25 protein-coding genes and 7 pseudogenes are annotated in these 25,218 nt (G+C 38.9%); 18 read left to right on the plus strand and 14 right to left on the minus strand.

Annotated elements, in window-relative coordinates:
- Positions 1-54: 54 nt before the first annotated feature.
- Together bamC and dapA are read right to left on the minus strand one after the other, a co-directional pair.
- Positions 55-1,077 carry an outer membrane protein assembly factor BamC gene (bamC, locus tag BTN50_RS05600; protein ID WP_096619331.1) on the minus strand — a complete coding sequence of 341 codons (1,023 nt, stop codon included), beginning with the start codon at positions 1,075-1,077 and terminating at the stop codon, positions 55-57.
- Between the two features lie 17 nt (positions 1,078-1,094).
- Positions 1,095-1,973, minus strand: coding sequence for a 4-hydroxy-tetrahydrodipicolinate synthase (dapA, locus tag BTN50_RS05605; RefSeq protein WP_096619332.1), 879 nt, complete (start codon positions 1,971-1,973; stop codon positions 1,095-1,097).
- A 209-nt stretch (positions 1,974-2,182) separates the two neighbouring features.
- On the opposite strand from dapA, the pseudogene BTN50_RS11245 reads away from it, so the two are divergent.
- Positions 2,183-2,334, plus strand: a pseudogene (locus BTN50_RS11245) (transposase); the annotation flags it as partial.
- Between the two features lie 115 nt (positions 2,335-2,449).
- Here BTN50_RS11245 and BTN50_RS05610 read toward each other — a convergent pair.
- From BTN50_RS05610 to mlaF, 8 genes and pseudogenes are all read right to left on the minus strand, one after another.
- Positions 2,450-3,319: pseudogene (locus BTN50_RS05610) on the minus strand (IS5 family transposase).
- Positions 3,320-3,800: 481 nt separating this feature from the next.
- Positions 3,801-5,057 carry a UDP-N-acetylglucosamine 1-carboxyvinyltransferase gene (gene murA / locus BTN50_RS05615; RefSeq protein ID WP_096619333.1) on the minus strand — a complete coding sequence of 419 codons (1,257 nt, stop codon included), beginning with the start codon at positions 5,055-5,057 and terminating at the stop codon, positions 3,801-3,803.
- A gap of 16 nt (positions 5,058-5,073) precedes the next feature.
- Entirely contained in the window at positions 5,074-5,331 is a 258-nt protein-coding gene (locus BTN50_RS05620; protein WP_096619334.1) for a BolA family protein, read from the minus strand.
- Positions 5,312-5,656 carry an STAS domain-containing protein gene (locus BTN50_RS05625; RefSeq protein ID WP_096619335.1) on the minus strand — a complete coding sequence of 115 codons (345 nt, stop codon included), beginning with the start codon at positions 5,654-5,656 and terminating at the stop codon, positions 5,312-5,314. Before BTN50_RS05625 ends, BTN50_RS05620 begins: the two co-directional genes overlap by 20 nt.
- Positions 5,653-6,300, minus strand: coding sequence for an ABC transporter substrate-binding protein (locus BTN50_RS05630; RefSeq protein ID WP_096619336.1), 648 nt, complete (start codon positions 6,298-6,300; stop codon positions 5,653-5,655). Before BTN50_RS05630 ends, BTN50_RS05625 begins: the two co-directional genes overlap by 4 nt.
- A gap of 15 nt (positions 6,301-6,315) precedes the next feature.
- On the minus strand, positions 6,316-6,783 hold the full coding sequence (mlaD, locus tag BTN50_RS05635) for an outer membrane lipid asymmetry maintenance protein MlaD (protein WP_096619337.1): 468 nt from the start codon (positions 6,781-6,783) through the stop codon (positions 6,316-6,318).
- A 4-nt stretch (positions 6,784-6,787) separates the two neighbouring features.
- Positions 6,788-7,558, minus strand: coding sequence for a lipid asymmetry maintenance ABC transporter permease subunit MlaE (gene mlaE, locus BTN50_RS05640; protein ID WP_096619541.1), 771 nt, complete (start codon positions 7,556-7,558; stop codon positions 6,788-6,790).
- 8 nt (positions 7,559-7,566) lie between these two features.
- On the minus strand, positions 7,567-8,364 hold the full coding sequence (gene mlaF, locus BTN50_RS05645) for a phospholipid ABC transporter ATP-binding protein MlaF (RefSeq protein ID WP_096619338.1): 798 nt from the start codon (positions 8,362-8,364) through the stop codon (positions 7,567-7,569).
- Between the two features lie 405 nt (positions 8,365-8,769).
- Between mlaF and BTN50_RS05650 the strand changes: the two genes are divergently transcribed.
- The 10 genes and pseudogenes from BTN50_RS05650 (at position 8,770) to rapZ (ending at position 16,286) form a co-directional block, all read left to right on the plus strand.
- On the plus strand, positions 8,770-9,732 hold the full coding sequence (locus tag BTN50_RS05650; protein WP_096619339.1) for a calcium/sodium antiporter: 963 nt from the start codon (positions 8,770-8,772) through the stop codon (positions 9,730-9,732).
- Between the two features lie 12 nt (positions 9,733-9,744).
- Entirely contained in the window at positions 9,745-10,713 is a 969-nt protein-coding gene (locus BTN50_RS05655) for a KpsF/GutQ family sugar-phosphate isomerase (protein ID WP_096619340.1), read from the plus strand.
- Entirely contained in the window at positions 10,713-11,276 is a 564-nt protein-coding gene (gene kdsC / locus BTN50_RS05660; RefSeq protein WP_096619341.1) for a 3-deoxy-manno-octulosonate-8-phosphatase KdsC, read from the plus strand. Before BTN50_RS05655 ends, kdsC begins: the two co-directional genes overlap by 1 nt.
- A 44-nt stretch (positions 11,277-11,320) precedes the next feature.
- Positions 11,321-11,839, plus strand: a complete 519-nt coding sequence (lptC, locus tag BTN50_RS05665) for an LPS export ABC transporter periplasmic protein LptC (RefSeq protein WP_235610966.1) — start codon at positions 11,321-11,323, stop codon at positions 11,837-11,839.
- Entirely contained in the window at positions 11,820-12,326 is a 507-nt protein-coding gene (lptA, locus tag BTN50_RS05670) for a lipopolysaccharide transport periplasmic protein LptA (RefSeq protein WP_096619343.1), read from the plus strand. The genes lptC and lptA overlap by 20 nt, the downstream gene beginning before the upstream one ends.
- A 6-nt stretch (positions 12,327-12,332) precedes the next feature.
- The gene (gene lptB / locus BTN50_RS05675; RefSeq protein ID WP_096619344.1) at positions 12,333-13,058 is read left to right on the plus strand and encodes an LPS export ABC transporter ATP-binding protein; all 726 of its coding nucleotides are present in this window, start codon (positions 12,333-12,335) and stop codon (positions 13,056-13,058) included.
- A gap of 79 nt (positions 13,059-13,137) precedes the next feature.
- Positions 13,138-14,649 (plus strand): RNA polymerase factor sigma-54, encoded by a 1,512-nt coding sequence (locus tag BTN50_RS05680; RefSeq protein WP_096619345.1) that lies wholly within the window; start codon positions 13,138-13,140, stop codon positions 14,647-14,649.
- 26 nt (positions 14,650-14,675) lie between these two features.
- The gene (gene hpf, locus BTN50_RS05685) at positions 14,676-14,963 is read left to right on the plus strand and encodes a ribosome hibernation promoting factor (protein WP_096619346.1); all 288 of its coding nucleotides are present in this window, start codon (positions 14,676-14,678) and stop codon (positions 14,961-14,963) included.
- 2 nt (positions 14,964-14,965) lie between these two features.
- Positions 14,966-15,412: pseudogene (gene ptsN / locus BTN50_RS05690) on the plus strand (PTS IIA-like nitrogen regulatory protein PtsN).
- Positions 15,413-15,434: 22 nt separating this feature from the next.
- A complete protein-coding gene (rapZ, locus tag BTN50_RS05695; RefSeq protein ID WP_096619347.1) occupies positions 15,435-16,286 on the plus strand; it encodes an RNase adapter RapZ in 852 nt (283 codons plus the stop codon).
- 223 nt (positions 16,287-16,509) lie between these two features.
- Here rapZ and BTN50_RS05700 read toward each other — a convergent pair.
- Positions 16,510-17,375, minus strand: a pseudogene (locus BTN50_RS05700) (IS5 family transposase).
- 585 nt (positions 17,376-17,960) lie between these two features.
- Here BTN50_RS05700 and mgtE point away from each other — a divergent pair.
- Positions 17,961-19,331 (plus strand): magnesium transporter, encoded by a 1,371-nt coding sequence (mgtE, locus tag BTN50_RS05705; protein ID WP_096619348.1) that lies wholly within the window; start codon positions 17,961-17,963, stop codon positions 19,329-19,331.
- A 49-nt stretch (positions 19,332-19,380) separates the two neighbouring features.
- Here the strand turns inward: mgtE and BTN50_RS12645 are convergent.
- Positions 19,381-19,539, minus strand: a pseudogene (locus tag BTN50_RS12645) (IS5/IS1182 family transposase); the annotation flags it as partial.
- A 136-nt stretch (positions 19,540-19,675) separates the two neighbouring features.
- On the opposite strand from BTN50_RS12645, the gene BTN50_RS10140 reads away from it, so the two are divergent.
- On the plus strand, positions 19,676-19,849 hold the full coding sequence (locus BTN50_RS10140; RefSeq protein ID WP_161492964.1) for a hypothetical protein: 174 nt from the start codon (positions 19,676-19,678) through the stop codon (positions 19,847-19,849).
- A 172-nt stretch (positions 19,850-20,021) separates the two neighbouring features.
- On the opposite strand, the gene BTN50_RS05715 is transcribed toward BTN50_RS10140, so the two are convergent.
- The gene (locus BTN50_RS05715; RefSeq protein ID WP_096619350.1) at positions 20,022-20,207 is read right to left on the minus strand and encodes a transposase; all 186 of its coding nucleotides are present in this window, start codon (positions 20,205-20,207) and stop codon (positions 20,022-20,024) included.
- Positions 20,208-20,720: 513 nt separating this feature from the next.
- Positions 20,721-21,845 (minus strand): phosphoribosylaminoimidazolesuccinocarboxamide synthase, encoded by a 1,125-nt coding sequence (locus tag BTN50_RS05720; protein WP_096619351.1) that lies wholly within the window; start codon positions 21,843-21,845, stop codon positions 20,721-20,723.
- Between the two features lie 568 nt (positions 21,846-22,413).
- Between BTN50_RS05720 and BTN50_RS12650 the strand changes: the two are divergent.
- The 5 genes and pseudogenes from BTN50_RS12650 to tusB all read left to right on the plus strand — a co-directional run.
- Positions 22,414-23,126: pseudogene (locus tag BTN50_RS12650) on the plus strand (transposase); the annotation flags it as partial.
- A gap of 290 nt (positions 23,127-23,416) precedes the next feature.
- Positions 23,417-24,032, plus strand: a pseudogene (locus tag BTN50_RS05730) (helix-turn-helix domain-containing protein).
- Complete coding sequence (gene tusD, locus BTN50_RS05735; RefSeq protein ID WP_096619352.1) at positions 24,029-24,421, plus strand: sulfurtransferase complex subunit TusD; 393 nt, start codon at positions 24,029-24,031, stop codon at positions 24,419-24,421. Before BTN50_RS05730 ends, tusD begins: the two are co-directional and overlap by 4 nt.
- Before the next feature lie 7 nt (positions 24,422-24,428).
- The gene (tusC, locus tag BTN50_RS05740) at positions 24,429-24,785 is read left to right on the plus strand and encodes a sulfurtransferase complex subunit TusC (RefSeq protein WP_096619353.1); all 357 of its coding nucleotides are present in this window, start codon (positions 24,429-24,431) and stop codon (positions 24,783-24,785) included.
- 9 nt (positions 24,786-24,794) lie between these two features.
- The gene (gene tusB / locus BTN50_RS05745) at positions 24,795-25,085 is read left to right on the plus strand and encodes a sulfurtransferase complex subunit TusB (protein WP_096619354.1); all 291 of its coding nucleotides are present in this window, start codon (positions 24,795-24,797) and stop codon (positions 25,083-25,085) included.
- Positions 25,086-25,218 lie beyond the last annotated feature (133 nt).

Below are 25,218 nucleotides of genomic sequence, written 5' to 3' on the forward strand. Positions count from 1 at the left end.
CATTAATTATATTGAAATTGGCTAACTTAACTCGAGTTAAGAAATAAAGCCTGCTTATTTAGTTAAATGTTCAACAGCTGCAATTAATACAAGACTAAAATTTGCCAATTGTTCTTCTTTAATTGGCTTACCCGTGCTGTCAGTCACATTAATTGAAGTACGGTTACCCAAATCACCTAGTTGAACGTTGTAGTTATCGCGATTAAATTGAAGCGGTTTAGTATTAATTCCTTTCCAGAATGCATCATCTGGAACTTTATACTTAACCGTCAGCGTACCTTGTGAGTGATTACGTTCTTTAATTATAAAGCCACATTCACCCAACATGACAGATACATGCTCCCAAAATACATCATACGGTTCCCATGCGATAATCACAGGTAAACCGCTTCGATCTTTACCTAAGCTGATTGAAATATTTGTGATTAGTTTTTCGGCTTTAATATGGGCTTCTTTGCGAAGCTCGCGGTTATAATGTGCTATAAGTATATTCGTCATTTGAGCATTGTAGTTGTCACGCATACCTATGCTTACATCTTCGATCTGTTCGTTGCGTTTCCATCTAATCATATCAATACGCAACCCAGTGCGCTTATGTTCAGAAACAAGGGTCACCGTATAAAGACTTTCGATCACTTCATTGTTGTCTTCAATACTCCAAACCAACCAGTTCGTTTCAATGTCATTAACAAATGACGAATGCATGGAGATTTGCTTCTCATTAATCATTGATGTAATTGTATGCCATAAACGTTTCGTATGCTCTTCATTTGGCATCCAAATTGTCACACCTTTGGTATCACGCTCATAGTGCGCTCCGGGGATTAATGCCAAAATTTGTTGAGGGGGACGAATATCAATACTGCGTCCTATTGGGCCAGCAACATTACTGTTAGGAATACTATAGATATTTGAAAATTCAGATTTCTGATTAGGTAATGTTTGCCATGTTGATAGCGGTGCTGATTTTAAATATGTGAAATCATTAGAAGCTTGGCGTAGCGTCTTCTCGCTTGAACAAGCTGCCAGAATGGTTATTATGATGGCACTCAAACTGAGCTTAAATTTAAGTTGCATTAATTTTCCAAAAAATATTATAGTATACCAGCGTCAAGAAGTGCTTGTTTAACCGTCGGCTGAAATGCAGTGTTCAAGGTAGTTAAAGGTAAACGTAGTGTACCATCCGCAATGAGTCCTATTTCATGCAAAGCCCATTTAATAGGAATTGGATTCGCCTCTATAAATAAAGCGGTGTGCAGTGGCAACAGCTCTTGATTGATAAAACGTGCTTCATCTAATTCACCAGCCAGTGCCAACTTAATCATTTTAGCCATTTGTGCGGCTGCGATGTTATTAGTTACAGAAATGATACCGTGACCACCAGCAGCAATGAAATCTAACCCAATCATATCATCACCACCAAGAAGGATAAAATCTTCACCACAATGTTCACGGTGAATACGAATACGGTCTAAATCACCCGTAGCATCTTTAATACCAACGATGTTTTTAAGTTTAGATAAATGGGCTACGGTTTCTGGAAGCATATCTGCTACCGTTCTGCCCGGTACATTGTAAAGAATTTGAGGCAGTTCAGTAGATTCTGAAATGGCTTTGAAATGTTGGAACAATCCTTCTTGGGAAGGCTTGTTGTAATAAGGCACAACACTTAGGCAGCCAGCAATGCCGGAATTCGCGAATATTTTACTGAAGATGATTGCTTCATGTGTTGCATTCGCTCCCGTACCTGCGATGACAGGAATACGATCATCAGCAAACTCTAGTGTCTTCAATACAATTTTGATATGCTCTTTCACGGTAACTGTGGCAGATTCACCTGTTGTGCCAACTGAGACTAGTGCATTTGTACCAGCATCAACATGGAAATCAACAAGATTTTTCAAACTAGTATAGTCGATTTCACCAGAGCTATCCATCGGTGTGACTAATGCCACGATACTTCCTGAAAACATTCCCTTCTCCAAAATGCATTTTATTCCATGGTACGTTTGGCGACTTGCAAAGGCAAGCGCATAGAAGGCGTATAAACGGGCTTTCTTTCCTAAACTAGGTAACTAACTTATTAATTTATGCTCCAAACAGCTAGGTTTACTTAAATATTCAGGTTCATGGACAAGCTTCGCTAGCAAACAACAACTGGAAGTCGTATAATTAAACTTTAATTAATCGTGATTTACTAATACTCTGGATGGATGCAGAAGCCATTCAGTTATGCAGTTAAATTAAGCCGAATAATCGTGGGGGCCCCGCTTATTTAACGACTTAGCCATTACGATTGCTCTCATGGTTAAACGCGTATTTTCAATGCTATTAATAAGTTAGCTAAAATTCATTAATTTTATTTTCAAATTTGCCCCCCACTGTCGTTATCATGTGGCTTTGTTTTTTAATTTGGGTTCAGAATAGCAATTCTCTACATGATTAATGATTAAACAATCGCTTTTGTTTTAAGGATAACTAGCTCGGTCAGCTTGTTTAACGCTTTTATTATGGCTATGGCATAAGTTTCGCCAATCTGAGCATTGTGATCTCTTAATCTCAATGGTTTCTTCAAGTAGTTTTTAGCTCGATCCATTGCTGTCTCTGACAGGCAACGTTTATGGTAAGCATGCCTCGTTTTCAGTGCTTATTTGAACCGTATAATTTCTGGTAATTGACAGTTAAATTATGCGGATGATTTCGTTTTAAAAAGTTGCTCCTGTTCTTGGTGAGATGAGTGGCATTGCTTATTTGATACGAGCGGTTGCGCAACATTAGCTGGTGTCGCAAGCGCCCTTGGCTAATATTGTAATGATTTTGCGGTGGGTCTGTTTGAGCAAGTGAGATAGCACTTCACCGTTAGTCACATTTGATGTACTTAACTAAACAGCAATGATTTTATGTGTACTGATACCTACCGTTAAATGTAACTTGCTCCAGACTCTCTATTTTTCATCAGTACCATGCTTTTTTAATGACGATTCGCATTCATCATAGACTTTTAGCCCCGTATAACTAATGGCTCAGTGCGGGAGGGTTCTTTTATTCTTCGTTTTGAACGTGACATTAACCGTTTTGGATCACTTGAAAATGCATGAATAGTGAGGGTATGACAATGGCAGTTGAATACATTTGAAAACATAATTCATGAATTCTTGCAGACCCTCAATGGCATTGAAAACACGCATTTAACCATGAGGGCCGTCGTAATGGTTAAGTGGCTAAATAAACGAGGTTTCTTATCATTATCCTGCTTAGTTTCATTCCATAGCAGAATAACTGCTTCATCAATCCATAATGTTAGTGAGTCAGCATTGATTAAAGTTTGATTATACTGCTTTTAGTTAGTTTTTTTGTAGCGCAGCTTGTGCATAGACCTGAATATTTAAGTGAGACTAGGTGTGCAGAATGTGGATTAAAAATTCAGTTCCCTGATTTAGGAATAAGGCAGGTTACTATAAACATTCCCTATAAGAGATGGCAATCTTTTGAATCAAAAAAACTCCTTAGAGGGGCATTGAACTTAAGGGATAACAATGCTTAGATTAGCGGAATCCTCCGCAATGACACAAGCGTTAATCAGTTGACAGAGTTAGGTATGCCTCAAGCGGGCGCAATCGTTTAATCGTTAGTCATGTTGGGATTTGCTATCTGAACTAAAATTAGGAAACAAAACAGTGGTTTTAAAGAAGAAACGGAATACCAGACGAAAATAACAATCAATAACTCACTAATTTTTAAATGAATAGCCTTAATGTAGAGATGGCTCTCCCGAAGTAATATACATTAAATTAAAAGTATTAGTTGGTAAAACGTTCAATCCTCAAACCTAGTTTTTGCAGCTTGTCTTCAATATTTTCGTAACCACGGTCTATGTGGTAGATACGGTCTATAATGGTTTCACCGCTTGCGATTGCGCCTGCAATAATGAGACTGGCCGAGGCACGAAGATCCGTCGCCATTACTTGAGCGCCACTGAGACCATTACAATCACGACATACAACAGTGTTGCCTTCTATTTCGGCATGAGCCCCCATACGCTGTAGTTCAGGTACATGCATAAAACGGTTTTCAAAAATAGTTTCGGTAATAATACCTGTACCCCTCGCTACTAAATTTAACAATGTAAATTGTGCTTGCATGTCTGTTGGAAAACCAGGATGTGGTGCGGTACGTATATTAACGGCTTTAAGCTTACGATCAGTCATGTCTAAAGAAATCCAGTCATCTCCTACTCTAATTTCAGCGCCTGCTTCGTCTAACTTAGCCAGTACCGCTTCTAACAAGTTTGGCGCTGTATTGTGACAAGTTATTTTACCACCAGATACCGCCGCAGCAACCAAAAAAGTACCTGTTTCTATGCGGTCTCCAACCACATTATGATAACCTCCACTTAAACGCTTAACGCCTTCGATGGCGATGGTATCAGAACCTGCACCAATAATTTTAGCACCAAGAACATTTAAAAACTTTGCACAATCAACAATTTCAGGTTCACGGGCTGCGTTTTTAATGACCGTGCTACCTTCAGCAAGTGTTGCTGCAGACATAATAGTTACTGTTGCACCGACACTTACTTTATCCATGACGATATGAGCGCCCTTCAAACGACCATCCGCATGCGCTGTTACATAACCTTCATTCAGCGTAATAGTTGCACCCAACTGCTCTAGTCCATGAATGTGCAAGTCAACGGGGCGTCCACCAATCGCACAACCACCAGGTAAAGACACTTTACCTTTACCAAAGCGTGCAACTAATGGACCCAACGCCCAAATAGAAGCACGCATAGTTTTGACAAGATCGTATGGGGCACAGAATTCATTTATGCTGCTTGCATCAACGTGCACTGAATCATTACGAAAAACCTTTGCTCCTAAGCGAGAAAGTAATTCCATGGTGGTATCAATATCGCGTAATTTGGGGACGTTCCCTACTTCTATAGGTTCCTCAGCTAACAGTCCAGCAAATAGAATAGGGAGTGCGGCATTTTTAGCACCGGATATTGTGACTTCACCACGCAGTGGGCCACCACCGTAGACACGGAATTTTTGCATGTTGTTCCTCTTGAATCTATAGAGGTTGCATTAATTTTTTATTACGCGCCCACTCAGCGGGAGTCAAAGCATTGATCTGCAGCGCGTGAATTGCACTTGTTTTGATGTACTCCATCAGAGGGCCGTATATTATCTGTTGTTTCTTAACACGAGACATCCCGTCAAATATTTTGCCAATGGCAATAACTTCGAAATGATTGCCATCGCCTTTTACATGAATTTCTTCTAATGCTAAGGTAGATTCGAGAATTTTTTTAATTTCTATTGGTTCCACGATTATTCTCCGTCAATTGATACATATCATCTACAAGTAAATTTTCCACGTTACTCAATTTTAACAATATACTTAACTGAATAGGTATATGACAAAGTGTCAATGTCTGATTATTGTTTTTGAATTGTTGATGCAAATGAAGTAGCATTGCCATTCCAGCGGAATCTATACGCTTTACTTCAGCAAGATTAAGAGTGATAGCACTTTCTTTTGGGTACCAATAGGCAATGCGATCCCAGAATTGAGGAACGGTGTCACGATCAACTGTTCCTGACAAGCAGTAATGACCATTAGTGTTCTTGTCCCACGTTAATGCTTTGTTCACGATGTATTTTCATTTTTGTGGATAGGAATTTTTGAACGTGATATCAGCTTTTTTGCAACCGATGTAATGCTTTTTTTACGAAGTTGCTGATTCCATTCACTGGCTGTGGTGCTTAACATACTCACACCTTCAATCTGAAGGTCAAATCCTTGCCATTCTTGAGTTTTACTGTTTTTACGGAGTTTGAAATCAAGCCGAACGGGCGGACGAGAAGAATTATCATTCATATCAATACGTACAGATATCACCTTACTCTTAGCATCAATGGCTTTTGCTGGTTCAACATTTATAATATTATTAGTATATATAGCCAAAATTTGAGCATAAGACGCAACCATATAGCTGTAAAATGCATCTGTAAATATATCGCGCTCTTTTTTTGTCGATAGTTTCACTCGAGAACCTAACACATTCATTGCGGCATAGCGAACGTTGATATAAGGCATCAATTCTTCTTCAACAATAACACGCAGTAATTCAGGATTTGCCTCATACGCATCTTTGTCACTTTTGAGCCGAGAAAAGACATTATCTGCAACTGCATTGATTAAATGGTAAGGGTTACTCGCGTCGATAGCCGCTAAACTCATTGATGACATCAACAGGTTGACAGCGAAAAAGAGGCTTATAAGCCATATTTTCATTTCCACTTACTCCTTCTAATCACCACTAATGCCATAAAGAAACTGGCCAATTAGGTCCTCTAGAACTATCGCTGAATGCGTATTTTCCAACAAGTCGCCGTCTTGTAATATGGTGATATCTTCATCTAAAAATCCAGGATTAATACCAATAAATTGCTCGCCGAGCAATCCAGAAGTTAGAATCGATACGGAACTTGATTCAGGCAAGAGATATTCCCGTTCAATTTTCATAGTGACACTGGGCAGATAATCAGGGGTAGTTAGGCTAATATTACTTACACGACCGACAATAACCCCACCTATTTTCACGGGTGAACGCACTTTTAAACCACCGATATTATCAAAATATGCTGCTAGTGTATAATGGTCAGAATGAGAAAAACTTTTAACGTTAGCGACTTGGAATATAAGAAATAATACGGCAATAATGCCAGTCAACACGAAAGTTCCTACCCAAAATTCCGTTTTGTAATTTTGTTGCATGTAATTAGCTCCCAAACATTAGCGCGGTTAGGAGCAAGTCCAACCCCAGTACTATTAAAGACGAATGAACTACAGTACGTGTCGTGGCTCGACTAACCCCTTCTGCAGTCGGAGTCACATCATAACCGTTAAAGATGGCAATCCAAGTCACAGTGATGGCAAATACCACGCACTTAACAAAAGACTGACCGATGTCATAATTCAATTCGACAGAAGATTGCATTACGGACCAATAGCTACTGTATTCAATATTTTTCCATTCAACACCTACGAGTTGCCCACCCCAGATGCCAATCACAATAAAGATCATTGTCAATAACGGCAGCGAAATAATACCCGCCCAAAATCGTGGTGCAATTATGCGGCGTAATGGATCGACAGCCATCATTTCCAAGCTAGATAACTGCTCAGTTATTTTCATTAAGCCAATTTCAGCGGTTAACGCAGATCCGGCGCGACCCGCAAAGAGTAGTGCCGTCACTACTGGACCTAATTCTCTAAGCAATGCAAGTGCAACCATTTGTCCTAAAGAACTTTCGGCTCCTAAATCTGTCAATACTAGATATCCTTGAAAGCTTAGCACTATACCAATGAATAAACCTGAAACTATAATGATAGCTAGCGAACGAACACCCACGGAATAAAGTTGTACCAATAAAAGGGGAAGCATTTTTTTTGGCCTAGGTTTGCCAAATAGAGCGCCAAGCAACATAAACGTTGCTCTCCCCATTGTTCGTGAAACAGCCATAGTGCTTGCACCTAGTTCTTGAACCATATTCACAATCACTTGAACAACTCCTGTATAATATTTTTAGCGGGGTATCGAAAAGGCACAGGGCCGTCCGCATCACCTTTAAGAAATTGACTCACATGCGGATCAGTATTGTCACTTAATGATTGCGGCGTACCTGATCCGACAATTTTCCCGTCGGTAAGTAAATATACATGATCCGCAATACTCATTACCTCAGGCACATCATGTGAAACCACGATCGAGGTTAAACCAAGCGCTTGGTTTAAATTTCGTATCAAAGAAACCAAGACACCCATGGTAATAGGGTCTTGCCCTACGAATGGCTCATCAAACATGATCAAATCAGGGTCAAGAGCAATAGAACGAGCAAGTGCAGTGCGTCTTGCCATGCCGCCAGACAAGCTATTTGGCATCAGTTTCGATGCACCTCGTAACCCAACTGCTTCAAGTTTAAGCAACACAATGGTTTTAATTAATGATTCAGGTAACTCTGTGTGTTCTCGAAGTGGGAACGCTACATTATCAAATACTGTCATGTCGGTAAAAAGCGCACCTGATTGAAAGAGCATGCCCATGCGTTTTCTTATATCAAACAACTGACGCCGTGAAAGCGTAGAAAGATTTTGACCAGTGAACTTAATGGAGCCACTTTCAGGTTGCAATTGGCCACCTATTAAACGTAGTAATGTTGTCTTACCAATCCCTGAAGGTCCTATTATTGCTGTGATCTTACCCACTGGCACTGTTAAACTTATATTATTAAAGATAATCCTGTCATCACGAAAAAAAGATAGATTACTGATCTCAACTAAATTTTTTTGGCTCATTTTAGGGCCTACTGTGTTTATTTATCCATATTCTAAGTGACCGATCATAGAGTGTGAAGGTATTTAGGACAAGTCATTGCACGGTATTTATATGTAATTTTTTGGTTAATTTTTTTATCATTTGTGTAAACGACTGCATATACTTTTGTCGATTTTTTAAACAAAAAATTTTCTATTACTAAAAACATTAGCATTATGTTTAATATCTATCTTGTAATTTTTCACAATGGACTAAAAAACATTTCAACATCAAACGACATGATGATCTCTCACTGCAGACAGAAACATCGTTTTGTTGTTTCGTTATTGCTGCGTTGTTTCTCTTCACATTTTCTTAAATAGCGGTCAGAATTGCCAATATATATAATTCGTTTAATCTACATCAAAAATAAGCAGGTATATGAAATGTTTGAAGCAAGTGCTATCTTCGCTGTTGGTCTGTGCCTGTTAATCTGGAGTGCTGACAGATTAGTCTATGGTGCTGTTGCTATTGCCCGTAATCTTGGTATCTCTTCGCTTGTTATTGGCATGACTATTATTGCAATGGGAAGTTCTACTCCCGAGTTAATGGTTTCTGCTGCAGCTGCACTTAGCGGTAAAACAGATACCGCAGTGGGGAATGTACTGGGATCAAATATCACTAATATTACTCTTATTCTTGGTGTTACTGCGCTGATAAAACCATTGTTTGTAAGCTCTGGTGTAATTCATCGTGAGTTGCTTCTCATGCTGACTGTGACCTTAATCTCAGGTGCTGTCCTATGGGACAACCGCTTAGATTACTATGAAGGTATTTTGCTTATGGTCTTATTCGTAGGTTTTTTACTTATTATGTTAAAGGCCGGTAAAAATAGTGGTGAATCAGACACGACGCTGGCTACGCAAAAGGCTGAAACTCGGCAAGATACCAGTAACCTTGCAGCCATTATGTGGGTTATTATTGGATTTTTTTTCCTTATTTTTAGTGCAGGTATAGTGGTTGATTCTGCGGTGGTTATCGCTACAGTCTTCGGTATGAGTGATCTAGTGATAGGCTTAACTATTGTAGCGGTAGGAACCAGTTTACCCGAGTTGGCAGCATCAATAGCTAGTGTCCTAAAAGGAGAAGACGATTTAGCCGTCGGTAATATTATTGGCTCAAATATTTTCAACATTCTTGCAGTGATGGGTATCCCAGCTATTTTAAACTCTTCAGTGATTAATCCGCTTGCTATGGGACGTGACTTTTTCGTAATGTTGGCGGTATCTGTATTATTATTTTTATTTGCTATAGGTAAGTCCCGTGTCATAAGTCGCTGGGAAGGTGTCGCACTACTCGTTTGTTTTGGCGGTTATCAAGGCTATTTGCTTACCAATATGACAACATAATTTGGACTTACTATGACTGCTTTTAGTTTCCGCAAAGCGGGTGTGACAGTATTAAAAATTGAATTAAATGCTATCGCGCAATTGACGCAGTACATCAATGACGACTTTGTAAATGCATGTCAGCTCATATTGGCTGCATCGGGTAAAGTAGTTGTTATGGGGATGGGTAAATCTGGCCACATTGGCAATAAAATTGCAGCCACCCTGGCCAGCACAGGTACACCGTCTTTTTTCGTACATCCCGGAGAAGCCAGCCATGGTGACTTAGGCATGATAGAAAAAGGTGATGTCGTATTGGCAATTTCAAATTCAGGCGAAGCATCGGAAATTTTAACGCTTTTACCAGTTGTAAAACGTCGTGGAATTACACTTATTTCTATGACGAGCAATCCCGCATCCACCATGGCTCGTTTAGCACAAATAAACCTGTGCATCAAAGTTCCTAAAGAGGCCTGTCCAATTGGCTTAGCACCAACATCCAGTACTACCGCTACATTGGTAATGGGAGATGCACTTGCGGTTACTTTGATGCAAGCCAAAGGTTTTACTGTCGATGACTTTGCTCTTTCTCATCCAGGAGGAGCATTAGGAAGGAAACTATTACTACGCATCTCTGATGTGATGCACACTGGTAATAAACTACCAATAGTATTAGCCAGTGACACTGTGCGTGACGCATTGCTAGAAGTGTCTGCGAAAGGATTAGGAATGACGGCTATTGTAGACAACAGCGGTAAGATATGCGGTATATTCACCGACGGTGATTTACGACGTCTGTTAGACCAGAGGCTTGATTTGCATGAAACCAACATCGGTGATGTAATGAGTGTGAATCCAACGTGTATTGATGCCGATTTACTGGCTGCGGAAGGCTTGAAATTGATGGAAGAGAGAAAAATCAACGGACTATTAGTTATGAGGAACGACTCTCTTGTTGGTGCACTGAATATGCATGATCTTTTAAAAGCAGGAGTCATTTAATGCAAAATATGAAAACCGTAGACAGCCTATATGGTCCCGTTTCTGAAATTGTCTTTAATACCGCAGCAGGCATAAAGTTGCTCATTTGTGATGTTGATGGTGTTTTTTCTGACGGCCGTATTTATATGGGTAATAATGGAGAAGCACTCAAAACTTTTCATACTCGAGATAGCTATGGTATCAAAGCCTTAATGAACGCTGGGATTGAAGTTGCGATTATTACTGGCCGACACTCTGCTATTGTCGAACACAAAATGTTAGCGCTTGGTGTTACGCATATTTATCAAGGACAAAATGATAAGGTTAGTGCCTATCAAAACTTGGTTGCACGCCTTAGTATCGCACCAGAAGCAACAGCGTATATTGGTGACGATTTGATCGATTGGGCTGTTATGTCTCTTGTTGGCTTGTCTGTTTGCGTGAAAGATGGGCACATCTTACTTGCAAATCGTTCGGATTTAGTGACTCGCACACCAGGTGGATATGGTGCCGTACGTGAAGTTTGTGATTTAATTTTAGAAGCGCAAGACGAATTAGATATAAATAAAAGATTAAGCATATGACATTTCAGCATCTTGGCATCATTATATTGCTGGGGATTTGTGGAATGGCAGGTTACTATTTGTTAAATCAACACTACTTTGCAATTGAGGTGCAAGTGGCACCTGATACAGAAAAACCATTGTTTACCGCGGATAACGTCAAGTCTACTAGCTATAATGAACAAGGCATACGCAGCCATACATTGGATGCGAATCACATTGAGCATTATCAAAAGCTGGAAAAAACCCATTTTAATGCACCCGTCTTATGGACTTACAATTACGATATGGCAGAAGAATGGCGAATTAGCTCTGCATTTGCCGTTTTAGAGAACAGCCGTTATTTGATGATGAAAGAAAATGTTAGGATCTTTAATCTGTTACCTAATGCACAGATTAAAGTTATCACAACGAAAGCATTGACTCTCGATCTTACTAGTCAGGATTTTTGGTCGGAGACTGAAACAAAAATTACTGGCGTAGGCTTTCAAACCCGTGGTCAACGGATAAAAGGCAACTTTGGTTCCCATCAAATGGAACTGATTGAACAAGTGAAAAGCAGGTATGAACCAGTTATTAAATAAAATTTATGCCCTGTTATTAAATCTCGTTTCAAATAATGCATTAGCGTTATCCAGTGATGCTGAACAGCCGATTTATATTGACTCAGACACACAGAGTTTGGACATGAAAGCTAATACCGTCATTTTTACTGGTAATGTTTACTTGCGCCAGGGCTCTATTCGCTTACATGCTGATAAAGTGATAGTTACTCGGCCTAGCGGCAATGAAGCTAGAGAAATCATTGATGCTTATGGCAACCCAGCCACCTTCAGTCAAACGTTGGATGATGGCAAAAAAATTAATGGAAAAGCCAATGACCTTCAATATGAAGTAGCAAAAAATTTTCTCAAAATGCATAATCACGCTGTATTAATCCAAGAAGGTGGCAACAAGGTAGAAGGTCAATTGATCACTTACCAAATTGATAAACAACAATTGATTGCTGAAAGTGACTTAAATACGCGAGTCACAACCATTTTGCAACCGCAAATTAAACAAAAGAACTAGTATTACATGGCTATACTTACCGCAACTAATCTCGCAAAAAGCTATAATGGACGTAAAGTTGTTACTGACGTGAGCCTCGAAGTTAAATCGGGAGAAATAGTTGGGCTTCTTGGTCCCAATGGTGCAGGTAAAACAACATCTTTTTATATGATTGTTGGTTTGGTTGCACGAGACAAAGGAGCTATTCATATTGATGACACGGATATCAGCATCCAACCAATGCATAAACGTTCACGTATGGGCATTGGTTATTTACCGCAGGAAGCTTCTATTTTTAGAAAGCTTAGCGTTTATGATAATTTAATGGCAGTACTACAAACACGCGCTGAACTGACCAAAAAACATTGTAAGGACAAAGCTGAGGATTTGCTCGAAGAATTTAATATTCAACATCTTCGATGCAGTATGGGTATGGCACTATCAGGTGGTGAGCGTCGTCGTGTTGAAATTGCACGCGCGCTCGCTGCGAATCCAAAATTTATTTTGCTTGATGAACCATTCGCTGGCGTCGATCCAATTTCTGTCATCGATATTAAAAAAATTATCGAACATCTCCGGGACCGCGGATTGGGTGTACTAATTACCGATCACAACGTGCGTGAGACGCTGAGTGTATGTGAACACGCCTATATTGTAAGCCAGGGACACTTGATTGCTCATGGTACACCAGATGAAGTGCTTAATGACGAACACGTAAAACGCGTTTATCTTGGCGACCAGTTCAGGCTATAGTTAATGATAACGATGATAACGGGTGTGGCATTATTTTAAGTTTATGCCCGGATAGAATAGGAAAGGTGGCATAATTACTATGAAACCCATGCTGCAGCTTAAACTTGGCCAGCAACTTGCAATGACACCTCAGCTGCAACAGGCAATACGCCTGCTTCAGCTGTCGGCGTTAGATCTGCAATTAGAAATTCAGGAAGCGCTTGAGGCAAATCCTCTCCTTGAAAAAGATGAGCAGGTTGATAACGAAGCTGAAAATAACGCGTCAGATAATTATGAACATAAAGAATATGTCAAAACCACTGCAGATAATAACAACAATCTCAGCCAAGAAGACAGTTTAGACAGCGCTGATGCCCTTGGTCAACAAGAGATACCGAAAGACCTTCCTGTTGACATCACGTGGGATGATATGTATAACGCCAGCACTGGTAGCACTGGTAGCACTGGTAGCACTGGTATTTTTCACAGTGACGACATTCCAATTTATCAAGGTGAAACCATCGAAACACTCCAAGACTACCTCAATTGGCAAGTCCAGCTCACTCCGTTTTCTGAAGTTGATTTGGCGATTGCTACCGCGATCATAGATGCAGTGGATGGTAAAGGATATTTGACTGTTCCAACAGAAGATATCCTTGAAAGTCTTGGTATTGAAAATGAAGAAGTTGATCTTGATGAAATTGAAGCGGTATTAAAACGCATTCAACAGTTCGACCCATTGGGTGTTGCATCTCGCTCGCTTCAAGAATGCTTATTAATTCAACTAGCTTCTTTTGCCAAAGATACGCCGTGGCTTATGGAAGCGAAAGTCGTTTTAAACGCGCACATAAACCTGCTTGCTAACCGTAACTATCGTCAAATAATGAAGGAGAGTAGACTTCGAGAGTCCGAGCTCAAAGCAGTTATGAATCTCATTCATAGTCTTGAACCGCGCCCTGGGAACTTAATTGCGACTAATCAAGCTGAGTATATTATTCCTGATGTATCTGTGCTTAAAAATCACGGGATATTGGTCGTACACATTAATTCAGATAGTGTACCTAAGTTGAAGGTGAATCAAAAGTATGCTGCACTGATCAAAAGTGGTTGCAATGCTGTTGATAGTCAATTTATTCGTAGTCACCTGCAAGATGCCAAATGGTTAATTAAAAGCCTAGAAAGTCGAAACGAAACTTTATTGAAAGTAGCTAAGTGCATTGTAGAACATCAGCAAGATTTCTTCGAATATGGTGAAGAGGCAATGAAACCAATGGTTCTTAATGATATCGCTATGGCTGTAAACATGCACGAATCCACCATTTCACGGGTTACTACCCAAAAATTCATGCATACTCCTCGGGGTATTTTTGAGCTAAAATACTTTTTTTCTAGTCATGTCAATACTGATAACGGTGGTGAATGCAGCTCTACAGCAATACGTGCGCTGGTTAAAAAATTAGTTGCAGCCGAGAATCAGATTAAACCACTCAGCGACAGTAAAATGGCTACACTGCTGGCGGAACAAGGGATCCAGGTTGCACGACGAACGATTGCCAAATATCGTGAATCGTTAGGTATTGCTCCGTCTAATCAGCGCAAGCGCCTACTGTAGGCGTTTTTAAAAGAAGGAAGATATTTATGCAAATAAATTTCACCGGTCACCATGTCGAGATAACCAAGTCCCTCCGAGAGTATGTGATGCAAAAATTTAATAAACTCGACCGTTTTTTTGACCATATTAATAATGTTCATATAGTGCTTAACGTTGAAAAATTTCAGCAAATCGCCGAAGCAACACTTCATGTAAATAACGGTGAAATTCACGCTAAAGCGGACTCAGAAAACATGTATGCAGCCATTGATTCACTTATTGATAAGTTAGTTAAACAGTTAAATAAACACAAAGAAAAGATGAACAATCACTAAACATGAAACTTACAAATGTGTTTAAATTGGACTGTGCTAAAAGTGCAGTCCTTTGTTCAAGTAAGAAGCGTGCACTTGAAATCATCAGTGAATTGGTTGCATGCCAATTAAAGCAAAATTTTTAACAATTATTTGAGTACATCTTAAGCAGAGAGAAGCTGGGAAGTACAGGTATAGGAAATGGAATGGCCATTCCCCATGGTCGTATATTTAACAGTGATCAGGCTGTGGGTGTATTAATCCAATGTGTAGAACCTATTAATTTTAATGTTATAGATAATCAGTCAGTCAATCTCTTGTTTGTTTTGTTAGTGCCTGATGAGCAATGCAAGAAACATTTTAAAATGCTCTTACTTATTGCACAAACACTGGGTGACAGAAAATTATGTAAAAAGATGCGCATGGTATACTCTGGTCAAGAACTTTACGAAGTCATTACTGGTGAGTAATGATACAAGGATTTCAAATAAGATGCAGTTGAAAATCGTTAGTGGCCGTTCAGGTTCAGGAAAATCTGCCGCTCTTAAAGTCTTAGAAGATCTTGGTTATTACTGTGTGGACAATCTACCAGTAAATTTACTATCGCAATTTGTGAGTGCTCAGACGAACAATGTTTCCAATATTGCTGTCAGCATTGATATTCGCAATATGCCTGCCGATCCAGATGAAATATCACAAGCACTTGCATCATTACCCAGTGACTTAGATATTGATATTTTTTTTCTTGATGCTGATGACAAAGAACTTGTAAAACGATTCAGTACAACCCGTCGATTACACCCTCTAAGCTGCAATCATTTGTCCCTCACACAAGCCATTGAAAAAGAAAAAAAGCTGCTCACACCGCTAAAAGAACGTGCAGACAAAGTGATTAATACCTCCAGTCATTCAACCCATGATTTAAGTGATGCTATGCGCTCGTTGGTTCTAAGCAGAACTACTCGTGACTTGGTGATGGTATTTGAGTCTTTTGGTTTCAAGCACGGTCTACCGTCAGATGTAGACTATGTGTTCGATGTTCGTTTTTTACCAAACCCACATTGGCAGCCTTCATTGAGGCTCCTTACTGGACTAGATGAACCGGTCAAGATGTTCCTAGCAGCTGAGCAGGATGTTGTTATGTTCATTGCCCAAATCAAAGGTTTTTTGGAGTCTTGGTTGCCAGCACTTGAAAAAAATTCTCGCAGTTATCTTACTGTTGCAATTGGCTGTACTGGCGGCCAACACCGTTCTGTGTATATAGCACAATTTTTAGCAGACTACTTTAAAGCCAATGGTCATCAGATACAAATAAGGCACCGTACACTTGAGGAGAGAAGATGACATAATGAAGTAAAAAAATTTTTTAATCCGTGATTGCTGCGGTTGATACGCTCGAGCAGCAGTGAAATTAATTGAATTAGCTTAAAAAGTTTGATGTTGAGCTAACCATAGCTAATAACAAGTAAGCTGTTGCTGTTAGCAGAGCCATGGTTATTTTGTTGCTGATTGTAGAGCTTCGTTTTCTGATTTGAGTGCAGATAGCAAGTTCCAACATGATTCATTGTTAGGTAATCGCTTTCGTGTTAGGCATATTTAGTCTTGTCAGTTTCTTTAATGCTTTTATCATTGTGTAGGCTTCTATAATCTGAGCATTGCGATCCCTTAGGCTCAATGTATCTCCGTGTGGTTTTTTGACTCGAAACATTGTTGTTCCTGATAGACAACGTTTATGGTAACCATGCCTCGTTTTTTAATGTTTATTGAAACCGTATCATTTTTGATAACTTATCGCTAAATTGCGCGAATGATCTCGTTTCCAAAAAGTTGCTCCTTTTCTTGATGGTCTGAGTGGAACTATTCATTTAATACGAATTATTTTGTAACATTGTCTGGTGTCGTAAGCACCATCGGTTGATATTTCCTTGACTTTAGGCTGGTCTGTTTCAGTAAGTTAGGTAGCACTGCGCCGTCAGTCACATTTGATGCACTTAACTTAGCAGCAATAATCTCATGCGTATTTATATCTACCGCTAAATGTAATTTGCGCCAGACTCGCCGTTTTCAATCAGTACCATGCTTTTTTATTTTTCATGTCCCTTCATTGTAAACTTTGAGTCCCATAGCATCAATGGCTAAGTGCTGGGTGCGTCCTTTATTCTTCGTCTTGAACGTGACGTTAACGATTTTGACTCGTTTGCTAATGCATGAAATAGTGAGGCATGACAATGACAGTTGGGCAAATTTGGAAATAGAATTAATTAATCCTTGCACACCTCTCCATGGGATTGAGAATACGCATTTAACCATGAAGGCCATCGTGATGGTTAAGTTGCGAAATAAACGAAATCTCTCATGATGATCCTGCTTAATTTAATTTCATAGCTGAATCGCTTCTTCATTAATCCATAATGCTAGTGAACCATGATTGATTACAACTTGATTATGCTTCTTTCAGTAGTTGTTTTGCAGCGAAGATTGTTCATAGGCTGAATATTTAAGTGGGCCTAACTGTTAGAATCTTGATTGAAAATTTAGTTCCCTTATTTAAAAATACAACCGATTATAATAAACGTTCCTTAGCAGAGACAGCAATGATTGAGTCAAAAAATTACTTGGAGGGAAATGGAACATAAGGGAGCACATAACTCAGATTAGTTAAACCGACGCCATGATAAAAGCATTAAATCAGCTGACAGAGCTAAGTATACTGAAGATGCAAACAATTGTCTAATAGCGAATTATATTGAATTTACTATCTGAATGCGAGTTAGGAAACACAGTCTTATTCTAGCTAAAGTAAATAAATAATTATTTCATCTTAAGGTTCTTGAGCATATGGAACATTAGATACTGTCATCCAAGTGATTAAGATTTATTTTAATGAGGATAATAGACCTACTTTATCTATCTGAAACCTATATTCTTTTACGTCTTCGTTAGATTGGGAAAGACAACCTCTAGAGATTACGTTAGTATTCATGTTATTGCGTCAACTGATGTTAACCGGACAATTCCATGGCAGAAAATTATGAAGCAGAACAGTCTAACCAGCAAACACATCAAATGCTGCAGGAAGTTAGCGATGCGCTAGATAATGGTATGTTCCTCCATGCACGACATCTGCTCAAAGACATGGAGCCAGAAGATATTGCTCACTTACTAGAAGCTTCCCCACCCAAAAGCCGCTTGGTTCTCTGGCAGTTAACTAATCCTGACGAACAAGGTAAAATACTTGAAGAGTTGTCGGAAGATGTAAAAGACGGCATCATGGTGCGCATGCACCCATCGCAACTGGCTGCTGCGACTGAAGGGATGGATACTGACGATGTTGCCTATCTTCTTAGAAGTCTACCGAATCAAGTTTCTCAAAACGTTCTGGCGCAAATGGATGCACAAGATCGTGCAAGAGTAGAACAAGCACTCTCTTACCCAGAAGATTCTGCTGGTGGCATGATGAATACTGACGTAGTGACGATACACTCAGATGTTACAATTGATGTTGTACTTCGCTATCTACGTATGCGAGGTGGGTTGCCTAAAGCAACTGATGCTTTGTATGTGGTTGATGAAAACAGCCGTTTAGTTGGTTCTTTGCTTATTACCACGTTACTAACGACGCAACCTGATACTGAAGTACTTGTAATCATGGATAACTCGGATGAAGCGATTCCTGTAGAGATGGATGATAGTAGTATAGCCAGCTTATTTGAACGTCGCAACTGGATATCTGCGCCAGTCGTAGATAAACAACACCAACTTGTAGGTCGCATTACCATTGATGACGTGGTAGATATTATTCGTGAAAATGCGGAGCATTCTATGATGAGTATGGCCGGCTTGGACGATGAAGAGGACACATTTGCCCCAGTTTTCAAATCTGCACGAAACCGCAGTATTTGGCTTGGTGCTAATGTCCTGGCTGCATTAGCAACTGCTTCTGTGTCAAATCTGTTTGAGTGCACACTAAATCAAATGACAGCGATTGCTGTTTTAATGACTATAGTGCCCTCCATGGGAGGGGTCGCTGGTAACCAAACAGTTGCACTGGTGATTCGCGGCCTTGCTGTTGGCCATATTGGTGATTCAAACACCCGCTGGCTATTAACCAAGGAAGCCCTTGTGGGTGTACTCAATGGTATTGTGTGGGCCTGTGTCATTGGTGGCATCGTCGTGCTATGGAAAGGTAACTGGATGCTCGGATGTATTATTGCATCCGCCATGATGGCGAACCTTATTATTGCGGGGATATTGGGTGTAACTGTGCCAATTATGTTTAAAAAAATAAAAATAGATCCTGCACTTGCAAGCGGTATGGCATTGACTTCGATCACCGACATGGTCGGTTTGTCCGTCTTTTTAGGGCTTGCAACACTGTTCTTAGTATAGAGATTTTATTTCTTAATTCTAGTTTAGATAACCAGTCTCAACGTGGCAGCTATGAGACGATAGCTTCCATTTTAGGCATATTTAACACTGTCAGCTTATTTAATGCTTTTATCATTATGTAGGCTTCGCTGACCTAAACATCGTAATTCCTTAAGCTAAATGTGTTTTCTAGTAGTTTTTCGACTCGAACCATGGCCGTATCTAATAGGTGATTCAATTATCTATTTACGCTCTAAACAACTAGGTTCACTTAAATATTCAGGTCTATGGACAAGCTTCATTACAAAATAATTAACTGGAAGCAGTATAATAAAGATTTAATTAATAGTGGCTCATTAATATTATTGATTAATGAACAAGCTATTCGCTATGGAATCAAACTAGGTAGAGTAATCGTGAAAGACTTTCGTGTATTGAATGACTTAGACATTACAATGGCTTTTATGGTCAAACGAGTATTTTCAATGTTGTTGAAAATTTTGCAAGGATTCATTGATTCTGTTCACCAACCTGCTTAATAGCTATTGCTAGTCACATTTGATGCACTGAACTCAGCAGTAATGATTTCATGCGTATTTATGTCTACCGCTAAATGTAACTTACATCAAACTCGCTGCTTCCTATCAGTGCCATACTTTTGTGCTTGCTGTTTGTGTTCACTGTAAATATTAAATCCTGTAAAATCAATGATTAAGAGATAAATAATTTTTTTATTTTTTGTTTTAAATGTGACGTTAACTGCTTAGCTCGCTTGTGAATGCATGAGATAGTGAGAAGATGACAATGGTAATTGAGCAAGTTTGCAAACAAAAGGAATCCTTGCAAACCTCTTAATGGCATTGAAAATACGCATTTAACCATGAGGCTCGTCATCATAGCTAAGTTACGAAGTAAACGAAGTCTTCCATGATTATTTTGCTCAGCTTGATTCCATAGCTATATAGCTTCTTTATTAATCTAAAATATTAGTGAACCACCATTGGTTAAAGCTTGATTATATTGCATTCAATTAGTTGTTTTGTAGCGAAGCTTGTTCATAGACCTGAATATTTAAGTGAGTCTAGCTGTTTAGAATGTTGAAAAATTTAATAAGTCTGGAAGACTAATCATGCTTAAAATGAAGTAACCGTCTAATAATGAATCATGTTGAGATTTACTATCTGAAATTTAATTAGGCAACAAAGCTTCAGCAATGCAGTATTCATTTTGCAGAGTCCAATCTCAATGCCATAGGATAATTTTAAAAAATGGTACGTATAAAGCTGAAGAGTAACATGTATTTCAAAAATTACTTAGAATTTAGAGATGCCATAAAAATATTGTTTTACTGTGCTTTTTCCATAGATAGCAGGCTCATTGACGTTTTGAATTAACTATAATTTTTATACTTCAAACAGGTACATTTAAGTTAATTGGGTATAAGTTGTATTCTGTTTTGAGAATATCAATAATCTCTTGCTTGGGGTTGTCGCTAAGATGGATTGGCTGGCCAATGATTTTTTCAGCAATTTTAATATAAGTTTTGGAAATATTCATCAGTGCATCAACCGGTAATGTATTATTTAGCGCCAAAGATTTACGTTCAGACATTCGGTTTTTGTTGAGCAAAATATCAGGGTCAGAAAAATAATTTAATAAAAATTGACGAAAATCCTCTTTTGAATTTTCAACGATATTGCCAACTTTATATTCTGCAGTATCCCAAATACGTGATGAATCAGGCGTGCCGACTTCATCGATATAGATTAGCTTTTCTTTACCGGACGTGTCAGTCACATAACCAAATTCAAACTTGGTGTCAACAAAAATTTGTTCCATTTCGGCTAATGCATTGCTGATTACGCTGAAGCCTTCTTTTAAGCACGTTTCGTATTGTGCGATGTCGTCAACTGTTGAAAAATTAAATGCTGCAAAATTATCTTCGATATTCTTGCGAGTAATATTCACATCATCAGTTTCAGGTACACCCGGAATGCCAGTCAAAATACCTTTGGTGGATGGTGTAATAAACAATTCTGAGAGTGCACTGTCTTTTTTTAAACCTTCTGGTAAAGTGATGCCACAGAATTTACGTGCACCTTTTGCGTAGGCGCGCCACATTGATCCCGTAATGTATTTTCGACAAATGGCTTCAATTTTTACGGGTTTGGCTTTTTGAACGATCCACACGTATGGATGGGGAATATCTAGTATGTGGCTATCAGTCAGACTGTTTGCTTTGAAGAGTTTAAACCAGTAATTTGCAATTGCATTTAGTGCAGCCCCTTTGCCGGGGACACCATTGAGTCCTCCATCTGCTTTCCAAATGCAATCGAATGCTGAGATACGATCACTAATAACCATAACGGCTAATAGCGCATCAGAGGCAACATCATAGTTTTTTTCTTTAGCTAGACGTTGACTGTCTTCTTTAGTCAGCCAGTAAACAGCACGTACTTTCCCTCTGTGTACAGGCTGGTGAGTACGAATGAAAAAATCATCGTTAATGGTGAGAATTTGATTCGCTAGGCTCATGAATACATTCCTATCTGCTGTTGAACGGTACACCGAAAATAGTTGCTCGATGCGCTATGTGCTCTGATCACTGATTAAACTTGCATGATACCAAAAACCCTTTTGTGCTGTTAAAAAAAAGCAAACATTTAGCTAAAAAGACAGATTGCTTTTTATACGCGAATGCGTTGAAAGTGTCGAACCTTATTCATAATTCAGGATCGTGCTATAAATTATAAAAATTTCTTTAACCAATAACTAAAAATAAAAATTTAAAATTTAGTATGATAGGATTCATGGTAGTCGAGTGTATGATCGCATCAAAGTGATTCTTTTCACATCCTAATATTGCATTGATTTTTCGGCGGGTATGTTTAAGCAAGTTAAATTGCGCTTCACTATCCAGTCGGCTCTGTCTCTTAAATCAAGGAACTAAATAATTGATCTACACTTTAAATCGCTAGGTTAACTTAAATATTTAGGTATGGAAAATAAATTTTATTACAAACAAACTAACTGGAAGTAGTGTGATCAAGCTTGAATTAATCGTGGCTCACTAACATCCTAGAGTAAAATAGAGACTATTTAGCTATGGAATTCAGCTAAGTCGGGCAACCATGGTAGACATCGTTTATTTAACAGCTTAGCCATTACAATAGCTTTTATGGTTAAACGCATATTTTCAATGCCATGCAGAGGTCTGAAAGGATTTATTAACTCTGTTTTCAAACGTGTTCCACTGTCGTTATTATACCCTCACTATTCATGCATTAGCAAGCGAGTCAAAACGGTTAATATCACGTTCAATATGCAGACTAAAGGAGCTATTCAGCACGTATCCCTTGATTCTAAGGGGGCAGGCGACTGACAAGTAAAAAAAACATGGTACTGATGGTGAAGTGTTACCTGATTGGTTTGAATAGATTAACCGCAGAATCAATGCAATATCAGGTGGTGTTGCTTATGACACCAGACAATGTTATGCAACTGTTCGAATTAAACTTACGGTTCCTCTCATCCCCACCAAGAAAAAGAGCAACCTCTGGGGGAACGATATCATCCGTGTAATTCAGCTGTTAGTTACCAGAAGTTGTATGGTTCAAATTAGCATCTAAAAACTGCGTATGGCTGCCATAAGTGCTTCTCTATCAGAGGCAGCAATACTTCGAGTCAAAAAACGACTGAGAGGGATATTTGAGTCTAAAGAATCATAATGCTCAAGTTAGCGAAATTTACGGCATGATACAAGCGTTAAATAAGCTGACCAGGCTAGGTATGCTTAAAACTAAAGCACTTGTTTAAGAGTGAATCATGTTGAAATTTGTTATTTGAATTCGAATTAGGCAATAAAGCTATCCCTTCAAATAATTAGCATTAAGCTGTGCTGAGGTTTTTATATTTTTTTGAACTAAATTCGTTAGACTTATTGCCAGGTTATAAAGTGTATAGTTTTATTGATCTTTTAATCCGTGATAATTGAGAATGAATAAAAATAAGATGGCCTTGTGGTGTCAATCGACTGTTTTGGCGCGAATGTTATGGTCACCAATAATTTTATCAAGGTCAATCCGTTTACAATATAAGATCACGTTATCCTTAAATTTTACGTAAATATTGTCGACGATTTGGCCGTATTAATTGGTCTGCACTACGAAATGGTATTACACTCGTTGGAAGATCTGAGTACTTTTTCAATTAAAATTACCCACGGTATAGACACTAGTCTTCAAGTAGGCCCACTGATGGCCGATTTAGCTTTGCATACACTGCGTAATATTGAAGGTACTGAGTGTAACTTATTTCATGCTTACTTTAGTTAATAAAATTGTTGACGGTTGCTATACGCTATGAAGGTAGCCGCATGATTGGCCTGCTATATATCAACATCAATTTGAATGTGCCCTTTTCACAGGCGCTACAGGCATTTATGCCGACGGAAGAAACGCATTAATCTAAGTTCTATGTAAATTTGCGCAAGTAATGTGGACAAGCGGATGGATTAAATTATTAAGCAAATTATTTTAGATATTAATACGGATAAATCGGTTGCTAACAAAACCAAAAATTGTCAAATCATAATGGGACTATATGATAAAAATTTTTAACATCAAAGATGCAATTAATTACGTTGCTGATCGTCTGGATGTGTCTAAACATACTGTTTATTTCTACATTCGTCAGTATAAAGGTGAGGAAATAAAAAAATGAACCTTACTTATGTGCTCGTTGTGAGTACGCCTGTTTATGGTAGACAAACATCGCTTACAGCATATCGTTTTGCTAACGCATTGGTGAAAACAGAACACACGTTAACACGCGTGTTTTTCTACCAAGATGGTGTCACTAATGCATCTTCTTTGACTGTGCCTGCCAATGATGAATTTGCTTTGGTAACAGCATGGCAAACACTGTCAAAAAAACATGGCGTTGAATTGGAAACGTGTGTTGCGGCGGCATTGCGCCGTGGGCAAGTAAGTAACGAAGAGGCAAAGCAGTATCAGCTATCATCGTCAAATATGGCGAGTGGTTTTATGCAGACAGGACTAGGTGGATTGTCTGAATCATTGCTTACAGCCGATCGAATTGTGCAATTTTAGGTGACTTATGGATAAGCTAGGCTTTGTTTTTTCAACGGCTCCTCATGGCTCTGCGAGTGGGCGCGAAGGCCTCGATGCTGTGTTGGCAACATCAAATTATAATGAAAATCTCGCATTATTTTTCGTTGGTGATGGTGTGATGCAGCTCTTGTCCGATCAACACCCTAGTTTTGTGCTTTGTCGTGACTACATTGCAACTTTTAAAATGTTATCACTGTGTGATGTAAAAGAAATTTATGTTTGTCACGAATCGCTTATAGAAAGAGGGGTGTTTCAACAACCTCTGATTGTTAATTCTGATATTGTTACTTGCGAGGTGATTGCCAAACAACTTAGCTGTTGTTTAAAAGTTCTTCAATTCTAGGAATTCAAAATGTTACATACCATCTATACTTCGCCATATGCGACGTCTTCTTTAGGCCTTTGTCTTAACTATGCGCAAAAAAATAGTGAAATTTTATTAGCTGAAGATGCTGTGATTGCTGCAGTGGAGCAAGGTTATTGGTATCCGCGCTTAATATCTTCAGGTTATCGAGTGTATGCTCTTGTGGATGATTTAAATGCACGAGGACTAACTACAAAGATTGGTGATGGAATTGAACTGGTTGATATAAAAGGATTTATTAATCTTACTGAAAATCATTTTTCACAAATTAAGTGGTAAATTTAACGTTTGTAGGTACATGCAAAGACTTAAGAGTTCAGTGTTTACAAAATGTGCTAACATTGATCGCTGTATAAATCTTGACACCTAAATAGACGCCGCATAAAATTTTGCGTCTCTACTTTTGTGGAGC

The organism is Candidatus Enterovibrio altilux, from assembly GCF_002381345.1.
Taxonomy (GTDB): Bacteria; Pseudomonadota; Gammaproteobacteria; order Enterobacterales; family Vibrionaceae; genus Enterovibrio; species Enterovibrio altilux.

What these genes read in the sequence shown, in the direction of transcription:
- mlaE (WP_096619541.1), bottom strand. Translation starts at nt 7,558, where the DNA reads ATGGTTCAAGAACTAGGTGCAAGCACTATGGCTGTTTCACGAACAATG.
- lptB (WP_096619344.1), top strand. Translation starts at nt 12,333, where the DNA reads ATGGCTATACTTACCGCAACTAATCTCGCAAAAAGCTATAATGGACGT.
- mlaD (WP_096619337.1), bottom strand. Translation starts at nt 6,783, where the DNA reads ATGCAACAAAATTACAAAACGGAATTTTGGGTAGGAACTTTCGTGTTG.
- BTN50_RS05680 (WP_096619345.1), top strand. Translation starts at nt 13,138, where the DNA reads ATGAAACCCATGCTGCAGCTTAAACTTGGCCAGCAACTTGCAATGACA.
- lptA (WP_096619343.1), top strand. Translation starts at nt 11,820, where the DNA reads ATGAACCAGTTATTAAATAAAATTTATGCCCTGTTATTAAATCTCGTT.
- dapA (WP_096619332.1), bottom strand. Translation starts at nt 1,973, where the DNA reads ATGTTTTCAGGAAGTATCGTGGCATTAGTCACACCGATGGATAGCTCT.
- BTN50_RS05715 (WP_096619350.1), bottom strand. Translation starts at nt 20,207, where the DNA reads ATGATGACGAGCCTCATGGTTAAATGCGTATTTTCAATGCCATTAAGA.
- rapZ (WP_096619347.1), top strand. Translation starts at nt 15,435, where the DNA reads ATGCAGTTGAAAATCGTTAGTGGCCGTTCAGGTTCAGGAAAATCTGCC.
- BTN50_RS05720 (WP_096619351.1), bottom strand. Translation starts at nt 21,845, where the DNA reads ATGAGCCTAGCGAATCAAATTCTCACCATTAACGATGATTTTTTCATT.
- tusD (WP_096619352.1), top strand. Translation starts at nt 24,029, where the DNA reads ATGAACCTTACTTATGTGCTCGTTGTGAGTACGCCTGTTTATGGTAGA.
- lptC (WP_235610966.1), top strand. Translation starts at nt 11,321, where the DNA reads ATGGCAGGTTACTATTTGTTAAATCAACACTACTTTGCAATTGAGGTG.
- kdsC (WP_096619341.1), top strand. Translation starts at nt 10,713, where the DNA reads ATGCAAAATATGAAAACCGTAGACAGCCTATATGGTCCCGTTTCTGAA.
- BTN50_RS05630 (WP_096619336.1), bottom strand. Translation starts at nt 6,300, where the DNA reads ATGAAAATATGGCTTATAAGCCTCTTTTTCGCTGTCAACCTGTTGATG.
- hpf (WP_096619346.1), top strand. Translation starts at nt 14,676, where the DNA reads ATGCAAATAAATTTCACCGGTCACCATGTCGAGATAACCAAGTCCCTC.
- tusC (WP_096619353.1), top strand. Translation starts at nt 24,429, where the DNA reads ATGGATAAGCTAGGCTTTGTTTTTTCAACGGCTCCTCATGGCTCTGCG.
- tusB (WP_096619354.1), top strand. Translation starts at nt 24,795, where the DNA reads ATGTTACATACCATCTATACTTCGCCATATGCGACGTCTTCTTTAGGC.
- murA (WP_096619333.1), bottom strand. Translation starts at nt 5,057, where the DNA reads ATGCAAAAATTCCGTGTCTACGGTGGTGGCCCACTGCGTGGTGAAGTC.
- bamC (WP_096619331.1), bottom strand. Translation starts at nt 1,077, where the DNA reads ATGCAACTTAAATTTAAGCTCAGTTTGAGTGCCATCATAATAACCATT.
- BTN50_RS05655 (WP_096619340.1), top strand. Translation starts at nt 9,745, where the DNA reads ATGACTGCTTTTAGTTTCCGCAAAGCGGGTGTGACAGTATTAAAAATT.
- mlaF (WP_096619338.1), bottom strand. Translation starts at nt 8,364, where the DNA reads ATGAGCCAAAAAAATTTAGTTGAGATCAGTAATCTATCTTTTTTTCGT.
- mgtE (WP_096619348.1), top strand. Translation starts at nt 17,961, where the DNA reads ATGGCAGAAAATTATGAAGCAGAACAGTCTAACCAGCAAACACATCAA.
- BTN50_RS05650 (WP_096619339.1), top strand. Translation starts at nt 8,770, where the DNA reads ATGTTTGAAGCAAGTGCTATCTTCGCTGTTGGTCTGTGCCTGTTAATC.